General features: G+C 49.0%; 11 protein-coding genes and 2 riboswitches. Of the genes, 1 reads left to right on the forward strand and 10 read right to left on the reverse strand.

Annotation, left to right across the window (positions count from 1 at the left end):
* On the forward strand, window positions 1–251 hold a 251-nt coding region (locus tag ACHA8N_RS03270; protein WP_393964695.1), incomplete at its 5' end, for a hypothetical protein.
* On the opposite strand, the gene ACHA8N_RS03275 is transcribed toward ACHA8N_RS03270, so the two are convergent.
* From ACHA8N_RS03275 to ACHA8N_RS03320, 10 genes are all read right to left on the reverse strand, one after another.
* Window positions 240–1,151: a proline dehydrogenase family protein gene (locus ACHA8N_RS03275; protein ID WP_393964696.1), complete on the reverse strand. Its 912-nt coding sequence runs from the start codon at window positions 1,149–1,151 to the stop codon at window positions 240–242. The two genes, ACHA8N_RS03270 and ACHA8N_RS03275, sit on opposite strands and share 12 nt — an antisense overlap.
* A 93-nt stretch (window positions 1,152–1,244) precedes the next feature.
* A complete protein-coding gene (locus tag ACHA8N_RS03280; RefSeq protein WP_393964697.1) occupies window positions 1,245–2,597 on the reverse strand; it encodes an NCS2 family permease in 1,353 nt (450 codons plus the stop codon).
* Window positions 2,598–2,683: 86 nt separating this feature from the next.
* Window positions 2,684–2,785: riboswitch (purine riboswitch) on the reverse strand.
* Window positions 2,786–2,982: 197 nt separating this feature from the next.
* Window positions 2,983–3,516 carry a hypothetical protein gene (locus tag ACHA8N_RS03285; protein ID WP_393964698.1) on the reverse strand — a complete coding sequence of 178 codons (534 nt, stop codon included), beginning with the start codon at window positions 3,514–3,516 and terminating at the stop codon, window positions 2,983–2,985.
* Window positions 3,517–3,813: 297 nt separating this feature from the next.
* On the reverse strand, window positions 3,814–5,334 hold the full coding sequence (guaA, locus tag ACHA8N_RS03290) for a glutamine-hydrolyzing GMP synthase (RefSeq protein ID WP_041261800.1): 1,521 nt from the start codon (window positions 5,332–5,334) through the stop codon (window positions 3,814–3,816).
* A gap of 130 nt (window positions 5,335–5,464) precedes the next feature.
* Window positions 5,465–5,566, reverse strand: a riboswitch (purine riboswitch).
* A gap of 37 nt (window positions 5,567–5,603) precedes the next feature.
* Window positions 5,604–7,676, reverse strand: coding sequence for a transglutaminase TgpA family protein (locus ACHA8N_RS03295; RefSeq protein ID WP_393964699.1), 2,073 nt, complete (start codon window positions 7,674–7,676; stop codon window positions 5,604–5,606).
* Entirely contained in the window at window positions 7,673–8,755 is a 1,083-nt protein-coding gene (locus ACHA8N_RS03300) for a DUF58 domain-containing protein (protein ID WP_393964700.1), read from the reverse strand. The genes ACHA8N_RS03295 and ACHA8N_RS03300 overlap by 4 nt, the downstream gene beginning before the upstream one ends.
* Complete coding sequence (locus tag ACHA8N_RS03305) at window positions 8,752–9,708, reverse strand: AAA family ATPase (protein ID WP_393964701.1); 957 nt, start codon at window positions 9,706–9,708, stop codon at window positions 8,752–8,754. Before ACHA8N_RS03305 ends, ACHA8N_RS03300 begins: the two co-directional genes overlap by 4 nt.
* Before the next feature lie 368 nt (window positions 9,709–10,076).
* Window positions 10,077–11,102 carry an ABC transporter permease gene (locus ACHA8N_RS03310; protein WP_393964702.1) on the reverse strand — a complete coding sequence of 342 codons (1,026 nt, stop codon included), beginning with the start codon at window positions 11,100–11,102 and terminating at the stop codon, window positions 10,077–10,079.
* Window positions 11,099–12,619 (reverse strand): sugar ABC transporter ATP-binding protein, encoded by a 1,521-nt coding sequence (locus ACHA8N_RS03315; protein ID WP_393964703.1) that lies wholly within the window; start codon window positions 12,617–12,619, stop codon window positions 11,099–11,101. Before ACHA8N_RS03315 ends, ACHA8N_RS03310 begins: the two co-directional genes overlap by 4 nt.
* Window positions 12,616–13,698: a sugar ABC transporter substrate-binding protein gene (locus ACHA8N_RS03320; RefSeq protein WP_393964704.1), complete on the reverse strand. Its 1,083-nt coding sequence runs from the start codon at window positions 13,696–13,698 to the stop codon at window positions 12,616–12,618. The genes ACHA8N_RS03315 and ACHA8N_RS03320 overlap by 4 nt, the downstream gene beginning before the upstream one ends.
* Window positions 13,699–13,703 lie beyond the last annotated feature (5 nt).

Raw genomic sequence — 13,703 nt, forward strand, 5'->3', positions numbered from 1 at the left:
CCTCATCGTTCAGTTTTCAAAGTTCGTCATTTCTTTTGCGTCGTGTTAGCGACTTTAATAGATTAACAGGTTCTTTCGATTATGTCAACCACGTTTTAGAAAAGATTTTTCAGCCCCAACAAACCGTTTATAAAAGGCGTCTCGCTGGAACATTTATTAATATACCAACAAAATTCGACAAACACAAGCATTATTTCAAAAAAACTTTACAAAGGATTCAAAAAGCCTTTGTAAAGCCTTTAAAGTCTTAACATACTGATTGCGGTAAAGACGATGTTTGCCGGCCGTTCCGCCAAACGTTTCATCAGATACGTATACCAATCAACACCATGCGGCACGTAGATGACGACACGGTATCCCTCATCGACTAATTCCTTTTGACGATTCGGCCGCATCCCTTGCAGCATCTGGAACTCGAATTGATCGAATCCGATCCCCTGTTGATGCACGAACCGAATGATTTCTTGAATCATGTCTTCGTCATGTGTCGCCACCTGCGTATAACATCCTTGCAACAGGTTGTGTTTGACCAGTTGTAAATAGGTCGCGTCCACGGTTTCTTTTCGCTCAATATAAATATCTTCCGGACCGGTATATGCCCCCTTGACGACACGAACGGTGGATTGTAAGCGTTCGAGATCAAAACGTGTCCGGTATAAATTGGCTTGCAAGGCAATCCCGACATTTGAGAACCGCTGTCGCAACTGTTCAAAGACTTGGATGATCGTCTCACAAACAGCCTCTTCTTCCATATTAACTGTCACACGCATCCCAAACTGTTCTGCCGTTTCTAAAATTCGGGTCATTTGTGTAACCGCGATCCGCGGATCGAGTCGTAATCCGACTGATGTGAGTTTCAGCGAGACTTGAGCATTCAGTCCCTCCTCTGAAATCCGATGGATGACTTTAATGCATTCATCAGCAATCCCTATTGCATCTTGTTCCGTTTCGATGAATTCACCGAGGCAATCCACCGTGACCGCCCGTCCATCTTCATTAAATGTTCGAACGGTGTCGATGGTTTCTTCCGTCCGTTGCCCACCGACAAAAAACGTTCCACCTAAAGGTAAACCGACTTTACGCGCCACCTGAATCAACCGTTCGTCCTCCGCCAAGTATTCAAAGACGGGGCCTGTAATCTTTTCAATCATGGAAACACCTCCTCTTAGAACTCTTTCCCTCGTGCATAAAAAAAACGCCTTTCTTCTATATATAGAAGAAAGACGTCATTACAAAACGAAAACTTAGTGTAACCAGATGAAGTAAGCAAGGAATCCGAGTGACATCGCGTACATGATCGGATGGACTTCCTTCGCACGACCTTTTGCAATCATCGTAATCGGATAGAACAAGAATCCGAAGGCGATTCCGGTTGCGATCGAGTACGTGAGCGGCATCATAATGACCGTCAAGAAGGCCGGCACTGCATATTCGAACTTCTTCCAGTCAATCTGGAGAAGGGACGAAGCCATCAAGACACCGACGATGATCAAGGCCGGCGCTGTGACCGGTGCCGTGATGACGGCAAGTAATGGCGAGAAGAACAAGGCAAGTCCGAAAAATAACCCTGTAACGATCGCCGTCATTCCTGAACGACCACCCGCTGCGACACCTGCACTTGATTCAATGTAAGAGACCGTAGTCGACGTTCCGAGAATTGAACCCGCGACCGTTGCTGTCGAGTCAGCGATCAAGGCACGACCGGCACGTGGGACTTTATTTTCTTTAATCAATCCTGCTTGGTTTGCGACCGCAACAAGTGTCCCGGCTGTATCAAAGAAATCTACGAAGAAGAACGTCAGGATGACAATCGCCATTTGAACCGTGAAAATTTCGTTGAAGTGTAAGAATGCTTGACCGAATGTCGGCGCGATACTTGGTGGTGCTGAGACGATTTCACCGAGACTTGATGGCACCGGAATTAAACCAAAGATCATACCGGCAATGGCTGTAATGATCATTCCGAAGAAGATGGCCCCTTTAATTCCACGTGTCATTAAGATGGCTGAGATGACTAAACCGAAGACTGCGAGTAATGTCGTTCCTTGACCAAGGTTACCGAGTGAGACGAGCGTGGCTTCGTTGGCGACAACGATACCACCTGTTTTTAAACCGATGAAAGCAATGAATAAACCGATTCCGGCAGCAACTGCCATTTTAAGCGGTTCAGGAATCGCATTGATGATCGTTTCCCGGATACCAGACGCTGTTAACACCATGAAGACAAGACCGGATACCAAGACACCGGATAAAGCAGTCTCCCACGGAATGCCCATCCCGATGACGACGCTGTAAGCGAAGAACGCGTTGAGTCCCATACCGGGCGCCAAGGCAATCGGATAGTTGGCGAGTAAGCCCATCGTGACCGAACCGATGATCGCAACGAGTGCGGTTGCGCCGAAGACCGCTCCGGCATCCATTCCCGCTTCGGCAAGCGTGTTCGGATTAACGAACAAGATGTACGCCATTGCGAAGAAGGTCGTCATACCGGCGATGAACTCTGTCCGCATATTCGTACCGAGTCCATTAAAATCGAAGTACCGCGCGATCGCGTTCTCCTTTGGTTTGGGTTGCTGCTGTTTCAACTGTGTGCTCATGGTTGCCTTCTTTCCAAATAAGCCGTCTCAAGAAACGAAAAAAACGGCAGTTACCTAAGCGGTAAAAGCCGTTTCGTTAAGCGCACACCAGAATCAGTGCACGCCGTAGTAGGAACCTTTAAGGTGTTCCTGTAGAGACTTCCGGGCCATATCCCCAGAATTATACGGCATTATTTTTTATTTTTTAGTGGATGATAAAAATAAGAACAGACACATCGTAGCACGCACAAAATAGACGGTCAACCATAAAAGCGAAATTTAGTTGATTAAATAAACCGAACGTTCGGTTTTGGAAGCGTTTTTCTATCATTTATCCTTCCTAAGTTTTTTTATCATACTTAAGTTTAACGGCACAAATGATACTAAAGATTTTATCTGCCCCTTACTATATTCTCCAAATACTTTTAAAATATTCCGATAACAGGCCATCGCCTTTAAATCGATCTTCTAAAACAGTTTGCACCTGTTGGAATACATCTTTGTGTTTTCTGTAAATATTAGAGAAAGATCCTAAGTAAGAATATTTATATACAGGTTCCTCAGGATACAATTCATAAGCACGTTTTAACATAGAAATCCCTTTTTCTTCCCACTGTTCATAGTCTCCAAAGTAATAAGGAAACATGGAAATCATATAACCAAAACACCAGAGAAAATCCTCATTCGTCATAAAATGAGCCAAACCAAAATGTGTCACTTCAGTCAATATAGACTCTAATTCACCTGTGTCTATATCTGCATCTGTAATACCGAGCGGTTCTTGTTCGACTACGACATACCAACAAAAAAAGCCCAGGCTTACAGTCGTCTTTAAGTCTGTCGGATTTTGTTGCCATGCTTTTAAAAGATATTCTTTTGCTTCATTCCACTTCTCTTGATGCTCTAATCGATCAACTTCAGCCCATGTCCAATCAATCATAATGGTTCGCCACCTACTCCATTTAGTTATTCACTTCATATTATATCAAGTGCCCGATGCACATCTCGATATATCGTGGTCTCCTCCCTTGAATTTGTTGAGTCAGTTTAAAGTCATCCAACAGTTCCATGATTTTGGTCACGAAAAAAGCCCCCTTTTATCCACAAGTTGTGAACAAAAGAGAGCTTCATTTTGAAATCGAATTGTTGAAGGTGAAACGGTCTTCCTTTCACCTGTCCTCTTTAAAACGTTGTTAGGACAGGGTTCACGAGACGAATCAACTCATCAAATCAGTACTTATTCCCACTCAATCGTTGAAGGTGGTTTCGACGTCACATCGTACAGGACGCGGTTAACGTTCTGAACTTCGTTGACGATCCGAACCGAAATCTTCTCGAGCACGTCCCACGGGATGCGTGCCCAGTCCGACGTCATGCCGTCAATCGACGTGACAGCACGGATGCCGACTGCATAGTCGTATGTCCGCTCGTCACCCATGACACCAACTGAACGAAGTGGTGGCAAGACCGTGAAGTACTGCCAGATCTCGCGTTCGAGACCGGCTTTTTTGATTTCATCGCGGAGAATGAAATCGGATTCCCGGACGATTTCAAGTTTCTCGTCTGTGATTTCACCGAGGACACGAATTCCGAGACCTGGTCCCGGGAACGGTTGACGCCAGACGATTTCATCCGACAATCCAAGTTCTTTTCCGAGTTCGCGGACTTCGTCCTTGAACAACGTGTTGATTGGCTCAATCAACTTGAACTGCATGTCTTCCGGTAATCCACCAACGTTGTGGTGTGATTTAATCGTTTGGGCCGTATCGGTTCCACTTTCGATGATATCCGTGTAGAGCGTTCCTTGGGCAAGGAAGTCCATATCCGTTAACTTCGACGCTTCTTCATCGAAGACATACACGAATTCATTTCCGATGATTTTCCGTTTTTGCTCCGGATCCGAGATGCCTTTTAACTTGTTCAGGAAACGGTCCTGCGCGTCAATCTTGATGACGTTCATGTGGAAGTGGTCCGCAAATGTCTTCATGACACTTTCGGCTTCCCCTTTACGCAAGAGACCGTGATCGACGAACATACATGTTAATTGGTCACCGATTGCCGCGTGAATGAGTGCTGCGACAACAGAAGAATCGACGCCGCCTGAAAGCGCACAAAGGACTTTTTTGTCACCGACTTCTTCTTTGATCTTCGCGATTTCGATTTCGATGAAGTTCTCCATCGACCAGTCGCCTGTACACTGACAGACTTCAAACAGGAAGTTCTTCAAGAGTTCTTTGCCGAACATCGTGTGGTTCACTTCCGGATGATACTGGACACCATACATTTTCAGTTCTTCGTTCTTGATTGAAGCAATTGGGCACGAGACGTTTGTTCCATCGACGACGAAACCGTTTGGTACCGACGTGACGAGGTCACTGTGGCTCATCCAAACCGTCTGTTCGAGCGGCAGGTTCGCATACATCGGTGATGGATCGTTGAGTGTCAACGTCGCTTTTCCGTACTCGCGGTGTCCGGCGCGTTCGACCGTTCCACCAAAGTGTTGCGACATCAATTGCATACCGTAACAAATTCCGAAAATCGGAATGCCGAGGTCAAAGATTTCTGGATCACAGCGGTACGCGTCTTCTGCGTAGACACTCCGTGGTCCACCGGAGAAGATGATACCGGCTGGTGCGATGTCTTTTACTTCCGCTGCAGTGATCTTATGCGAATGCAGTTCACTGTAAACTCCGAGATCACGGATGCGGCGTGTGATCAATTGATTGTACTGACCTCCAAAGTCGAGGACGAGGATCATTTCTTGGTCCAAATGTGCTTCCAAATCTATTCCCGCCTTTCCAATTTCATGCGTAACCCGATGAAAAAAGCCCACTCTTCCCCCATAGATAAAATGGAAAAAGAGCAGGCCGCTTCACAAAAAAGTGTATACGAAGGGTCTGCTCCTTCATAGTCAGGTCGTTTAAGGTGACCCGGTAGAGACTCTCACGCCATATTCGCGAGTATATACAAAGGAGATGCATGTATGATTTACGTTGTTCCTATTGTAACTGTATCAATTCGAAAATATCAACCCTCTATCCGCCGAATGATATTTTCGAAATATTCACGTTTTTTGTCAACGGATAACGATTCTCCCCCGTAGACCATCCGTTCATAGGCATCGGTCAACGGACGCATCGCATAAGTTTCGTAGTAACCGTCGACCTCATGGGCAAGCTCGGCAAGCGTTCGACCGTCCTTGTAGTGGAAGCCCTTCTTATCAAGACGGCGTAACAAGTAACGGTACATCCGTCGGTACCCTTCCGGTCGATTCATCTGGTTGCGGAAGAACAAAATCGCCGCTGTCCGCATTAACGCTTTGCGGAAGAGATAGAGAAACAGCAATCCAACGATTAGACCGACAATCGGCCAAACCGGAATCGATTGTTGATCGTTTTGTGTCGTTGTCGTCGTCTGTTCTTCGTCCAACAGATTTTCCTGCGGACGTTCCGGTGTCGCGGTTTCCGTATCGGTTTCCGTATCGCGTTGCGGATTCGCCTGCTCGGTTTCATTGTCCGTTTCCTGATTGATCGTATACTGGCCGGCACCGTCAAAACTGACGGTCGGCTCAAGCGGTACCCAACCCGGCCCTTCAATGTAGACTTCGACCCAGGAATGGGCATTTTTATTCCGGACGGTGTAACTCGTCACGGCTGACCCGATGACATCGGAGTCGCCTCCCGTGAATCCTTTCACCCAGCGTGCCGGAAGACCGGCCGCCCGTAACAGAACAGCTGCCGATGTCGAGAAGTTGTCACAATAGCCAAGCTTCGTCTCGAATAAGAATTGGTCGACGTAATCTTGATTTTCTTCCGGTACGGCGACTTCTTCCGTGTTGTATTCGAAGTTTTCCTGTTCGAAATAGCTTTCGATCGCTTTTGCTTGATCCCACGGACTGTCCTCATCCGCGACAATCTCTGTCGCAAGATCACGGACGCGGTCCGGCAGATTATCCGGTAATTGCAAGTAACGGTCTTGCTCCATCTCAGACAACGTAATCGGTTCATCCGTCTGGAGCAGTTTTTCCGTGAATAACGGGTACGTGTATTGGATCTGGTAATTTTGTTGCCGTTCGGCATCGTCGAGATAAGAAATCTTTTGATTTTCCGGATCAATCAACAGGTTTTGCCGTTGCTCGTCTACACTCAAACGAACGTTGTCACCATTGTAAGGAACAAACGGCAGTTCGCGCGACAGTTCAAACGTCGCCCGTTCTTGTCGTGTTTCGACGTCATCGCCAAAGTGTGAGAAAAATCCCCGGGAATCAATTTCCGGCTCGGATTCCGACAACACCCACCCTTTTCCGGTATAGATGTCTTTTGTCTCGACCCGCCAGTAGCGGCTCCCTTCACTCTCGACCTGGAAGACTTCCCGGTCGTCCATCTGAAACGGACCGCCCAACTGTTCATCGTTGTTGCCGTAGCCGACCTTCTGGATTTGGCTGGACGATGTCCCTTCACTTTCAAATCCATCGGTCCAGTCGTACCAACTGTCCTGCCAGGTCGCCGTAATGACCGGACTTTGAACGGCTGCGACCAGTGTCGCTCCAATGATCAGCAAAGCACTGAACGGACGGACGTAAGAAGCAGTCGGACGTTCACTGACTTCTGTTGCATACAGTAACAGCAATGCCAAGACAATCGGATACACGATAAACTGTTCTCCGGAATAATCCGTCCACGTGTCGCAATAGGCAATGAAGCCGATCACACCAAGCGCCAGTCCGAATACAAAACCGCGGTTCGGAAACGTGCGGCGCGCCAAATACCCGATCAAAAAACTGATCAAACCGATCGAGAAAGCAAACGCCGGACGTCCCGGTAACTCCCCGTTGATGACGCGGTTGATGTCTCCTGCAATCTCACGGAACAAGTTCCACGGCGCTTCACCCGGAATCAGGATGAAGTAAAACGACAGGAGTAAAGCAAGCAGACTGCCGAGTAAAAACCAGCTGCGGCGCACGTGCGACAGCAAGAGTGGTGTCAACAGGAGCGGAAGAAACGGAATGACACTCTCAAACGTCGTCAGCTCGAGCAACGGCGGCATGAAACTCGCAAACAACAGCCCGGCGAGTAAATTCCAAATCAATCGTCGTATCATCCGGTCGTCCTCCTCTCGGGTGTATAGACATGAACGCTTGCTTCCTGCCGGACTTTTGAAATCCACATCTCGTTGTTGGATTCAAGATCAGGTGTGATGAACAGGACATTTCCGTTCAGTCGCAACGCTTTTGAAGAATATTCCCAGGAATCGATGAAAGATCGGGTCCTACTCGGTTGTGCCGTCATCAGGTAGTGGGTTAACTTTGCCCCTTCAAGCGGCAATGACAACGACTGCACGCCGTGTCCGACGAGATGGATCCGGTAATTCAAATGACGTTTGTTCAGTTGATCCGTCGCTGCAGCGAGCATCGAGATGCTTCGTTCGAAGTCATCGTTACTCACCGTTCCTTCATCAAACACAATCGTCGTCTCGCGTTCCTGTTCCCGTTCAAACGTTTTCGTCATCAAGCCTTGCCGCTTCGCAGTCGCTTTCCAGTCAATCTGATTCATCCGGTCTCCGCTGACGTACTCGCGGACACCGACGACCGTAAAGGACGACTGTCGGAGGTCAAGTGAGACCGGTGAGATCCCTCCATCCCCGCGGTCATCCTCATGCGGCAGTTGCACAGCCAAACGGGCGGGTTCCACCGCGAGGTACGTCTCGACCGGATAGAGCTTTTTACGCATGAATAAGCCAAACGGATCGCGAATTTCGAGCATACAACCGGGAATTTGATACAGTCCTCGCCGAATCGACGGAATCAGATAATCGATGTGTTCCACTTTCCGGTAATGCGCCCGTAATGGGTGCCGGATGTTGAGTGCTTCTTCACTCAGTCCCTCCGGTACAACTTCCGTGACTTCGACAGAACCGACAAGAAACGGAAACTTCCGCCGCACCTTCAAAGAGACCGGAATATCCGTCCCGGCAATCAACATTTTGTTCGATACTTCGCGTGTCGCAATCGCTTGCGTGACGGGCCAAATCAAAAACAGAGTCCAGTAAACGGTCAATCCTGCCATGACATATACCAGCAACGATGCAACATTCCCGCCGTCAATCCGGGCATAGGTCCATAAAGCTGTGACTGTGATCAGCAAGACGGCGTAACGCCAACCGATTTGCCATCGTGTCATAAGGACTCCACATCTTGCTGAATCGGCACGGCGACTTCTTTTTTCACCTGTTCCAAAATACGTTCTGCCGTCTGTCCGTGATAGCGGGCATCCGCTGTTAAGATCAGACGGTGCGAAAGTACGGGCGTTAACAGTTCTTTCACGTCATCCGGCAAGACGAATGATCGTCCTTCCATGTAAGCCCAGGCTTGCGCCACCTTCATCAAGGCGATCGAAGACCGTGGGCTTGCCCCTAGATACAACGACGCATGACTGCGTGTCGCCTGGACCAGTTGAACGATATATTTTTTGACCGGTTGCGAGACATGAACGGCCTTTACTTCTTCCTTCATGCGTAATAATTCATCGCGGGTGATGACCGATTCAAGTGTCTCGATCGGCTCGTCCCGTTCAAACCGCGTCAACAGTTTCATTTCCTGTTGGAAATCCGGATACCCCATCTTGACCTTGATTAAGAAGCGGTCGAGTTGCGCTTCCGGGAGTGGATACGTTCCTTCATGTTCGATCGGGTTTTGCGTCGCCATGACAAAAAAGGGATTTGGAAGCGTATGAATCTCTCCATCGACCGTCACATTCGCTTCCGCCATCCCTTCCAGTAACGCTGATTGCGTTTTGGGTGATGTTCGGTTGATTTCATCCGCCAGGACAATGTTTCCCATCAAAGGACCCGGCCGGTATTCAAACTGACTCGTTTTTTGATTATACATGGATACGCCCGTCAAATCAGACGGCAACAGATCGGGTGTAAATTGAACCCGTTTGAACGTCAAACCAATCGAACGGCTGAACGCCCGAACAAGCATCGTTTTCCCGACACCCGGTACGTCTTCCAGTAACACGTGCCCTCCGGCAAGTAATGCTGCTAAGGATTGCGTAATCACATGTTCTTTGCCGATGATTACTTTTTCTACGTTGTCGATGATCGCTTGAATCTCCTTTGTATATGTTCGCATTGTCTGGCCCCTTGCTATTTAGTAGTTGAATTTTCTGACTTTTTATATCATCTCATATCCGCTGTTTCTTTTAAAGGAATACGGATGGCTGAATACGCACAAAAGGGGGGTCGCTGTTCGCGACTCCCCCTTCCTGCTTTCAGGAACGATCACATCTCGTAAACCGTTCTTGAGCCGTGCAATCTGCACGTAAAACACGAATCACTTCGTGTCTATTGTCATGTTGCCTTCGTCAAGTCCGGTGATCCTCTTCTCCTCGAAGCGACATGCGATCGTTCCCTATACATTGGTAATCATTCATGTGCATCACCATCCTTTCATATACTGAATATTACCGATTCTATTAGAAGTTAAACCTACTTTTTTGATTATTTTTTCTGATAGCGGTAATAGGTCGAGGCTAAAGCCAGTGCCAGGACAGATCCCTTGATGATATTCAAGGAATAGTAAGGGACAGATAACATCACCAGTCCGTTTTCGAGAACCCCGACCAAGCAGGCTCCGACCAGTGTACCGACAGCGTTCGGTTTCCCTTGTCCGGCAAACGACGAACCGATGAACGATGCTGCGACCGCCGGCATCAAATAGCCGGATCCGGCGTTAATTTGCGACGAGCCGACTTGTGAAGCGAGCAGAATACCTCCGACCGCTGCGAGCACCCCGGCAATTACATAGGCCAGTGCCCGGTAACGTTGCACCGGGATCCCTGTCAAATGTGCCGCTTCCGGATTTCCGCCAATGATGTATAAGAAGCGACCGTGTCGTGTGTGGTTTAAAAACAGATGCGTTACCGCAACGACGACCAACATGATGAAAATAATCCACGGTGCCTGACTGATCGTCAAAAACCCTTCCGGAATCATTCCGACCGTCGGTGTCCCGTCGAGTCGCGGCATCCCGGCACTGATCGATCCGCCGCCGGTGTAGGTCATCGCTACTCCTTCAAAAATGAACATCGTCGCCAGTGTCGCAAATAAGTCGGGAATCTTGAACTTAACAATCAACAGCACGTTCACCAGCGCGACGCTTAAGGCAATCAAAATCGCCAAGCCAATCGACAGACCAAGCGGAAGGCTGTACCAGACAAAAAATGATACGACGAGCGAACTGGCAAATGTCGCGGTTGAACCGACCGATAGATCAAAACCGTTCACGGTCAGCGAGACGGTCAAACCGATCGCAATGATCGTCACGATCGAGATGCTGCGTAAAATGTTGACCAGATTCGCCCCTTGTAAAAAGCTCGGTGCCGTTATGGCAAAAAAGAAGATAAGTGCGAGGATTGCGAGGACGATCCCCCAATCATTTAAAAAGCGTAATATTCGTTTGCCGGCCGGTTGCCGGTCCGTTTTGTGTTCCTGTTCCGTGCTTGGTTCGTGCAATACTTCGTTCATGACGTTGTCCCCCCTGTCGCGTATAACAGTAATTGCTCTTCGGTCGTCTCCGAGGTCTTGGTCTCAAACACGATTTTGCCGTCATACATGACATAAATCCGATCCGTCACCGTCAGCAATTCATCAAATTCACTGGAAGCATACAGAATCCCTTTTTGCTGTTCGGCCAGCTGATGAATCACGTGGAAGATTTCCCGTTTCGCCCCGACATCGACGCCTTTCGTCGGTTCGTCGAGCAGCAGGACCGATGCGTCGGCAAGGAGCCACTTCCCGATGGCGACCTTCTGTTGATTCCCGCCCGAAAGTCCGGCCACGCGTTGCATTTCATCCGTTGATTTAATCGCCAATCGTTTGATGATCTCGTTGGCGGCAGTCCGTTCCTGACCGGTCTGGACCCAACCGAACCGATTGACGAATTGTTTGAGACTCGCCGCCGTCATGTTTTGGTAAATCGGATCTGCGACAAGTATACCTTCTTTCCGCCGTTCTTCCGGGACCAGACCAATCCCGCGGCTGACTGCCTCGTGCGGCGACCGGATGTTTGCCGGTTTGCCGGCTACTCGAATCTGTCCTGCCGCAGTCGGAATCGCCCCAAAAATCGTCTTACAGAGCTCGGTTTTTCCCGCTCCGACAAGTCCGGCAATTCCAATCACTTCACCTGCACGGACCGTCAAGGACAGCTGATCCAGCTGTCCCGTGACCGATACTTGATCGAGTTCGAGCAGCGCTTGTCCAACGGGCCTTGTTTGCCGGTTTGTCTGCTGCAAACGTCTTCCGAGCATCTGTTCCACGATCGTCTCTTTTGTTTGTCCGACCAGTGCTTGGCGGGCGACCAGTTTTCCGTCACGCATGACGGAAATCGACTCACAGATCGTAAACAACTCCTGAAGGCGGTGCGAGATGAAAATCACGCCCAATTGTTCACGTGTCGCCAGTTCCTTGATGACCCGAAACAGGTGTTCCGTCTCCCGTTGACTGAGCGGAGCCGTCGGTTCATCCAAGATTAAAAAACGGCTGTCTTGGACGAGTGCCCGGGCGATCAAAACCAACTGCTTGTCGGCAAGGCGCAGTTCACTGACCCGTTGCCGGACATCGATGGAAGACTGGAGTTTCCCGAGCGCCTCCAATGCAATCTGTTCAAAACGGCGTTGACGGATGACCCCTTTGAGCTGTCCGTTCGTCAACAAATCGAGACAAATGTTTTCTGCGACCGTCAAGTACGAAATCAGTGCCGTATCGACCTCTTGGTAAACGATTTCAATCCCCGCCTGTTTGGCGGCACGCGGCGAATCGATCGTCAACGGCACGCCTTCAAACGAAATCGTCCCGTCATACGACGTATGCGCTCCCGCCAATACTTTCATCAGCGTCGACTTACCGGCTCCGTTCGCTCCGACGAGCGCATGGATTTCCCCGCGGCGCACGGAAAAATCAACCTCATCCAGCGCTTTGACACCCGGAAATTCAATTGAGATCCCACGCATCTCGAGCCGGTTGGTCACATCGGACTGTGTCATTTCGAAGCGTTCGCTTTCCGCAGTTTTTCCATCCAAGGTTCGTTGAATTTCTCGGATGTGCTCCAGCCTTTGATGATCGTATCGAGATTGTACATCGTCGTATCTGCTTTGAGCGCCTTTTGCTCGACTAATTTAGCATCCAGATCAAAGCTGTCCGGTGTTTTTTCGCCGGCCAGTTTTTTCGCCAGCAGACGCATGTCCGTCTGTCCGATCAAGTGGGGATCGACGGCACTCGTCGACACCCAGTTGCTGCCTTTCTCACGCATCAAGTTGATGTCTTGGTTCGAGACATCGATTGAAATCAAAGGGATTTCCTGACGTTTGTTATCTTTTAAGGATTTATAGGCGCCTTTGGCGACTTCATCCCACGCTCCCCAGACGGCATCGATGCTTCCTTTCGGATATTTGGCGAGAATCGCGTTCATCTTCGTCGCAATATCGCCTTGGACATCCTGGAAGTTCGTTGGTCCAACCGTTTCAAGCGTCTTGATTTTGCCATCGGCTTCGTACGTCTTATAGATTTCCTGCCGACGGTCCAGCGGTGCAAATCCAGGGCCAAACCATAACTTGATGACCCGGACCGGCTTGTCGTCCTTCACTTTTGTCACTTCATCGAGTGAGAGTTGCGCCAGTTTGTGATCATCTTGGAATGTCTCTGTGATGCCTTTTAACGTCTGGTCTTTTTTCTTCGTCACCGTATCAAACGTCACGACCTTAATCCCTTTGTCGATTGCCGGCTTGATCATGTCATAGGCATAATCTTCTTTTCCGTGCGAGATGATCAGTCCGTCATAATCCTGCTGAACGGCTTGTGCCACCAGTTCCTTGAACTTGACGTCATTGCCTTCGGAGATGAACGTGTTGACCTTAAAACCAAGCGCTTCCCCTTCTGACCGGGCACCGTCCAAAAATTGTTTCGTATGATCATCGGATGCGAGGTTGCGGATGACGGCAATCTTAATGTCTCCTTGGACACTTTCCGGGACACCGCTGATTTTTTTCGTCGGTGTCGCTTCGCTATTGGCGCAAGCAGCCAGCAAGACCGCCGGTGCAAGTACAGCAAATGCTAATTTTTTCATCTGGA

Source organism: Exiguobacterium sp. S22-S28 (assembly GCF_043359615.1).
Taxonomy (GTDB): domain Bacteria; phylum Bacillota; class Bacilli; order Exiguobacteriales; family Exiguobacteriaceae; genus Exiguobacterium_A.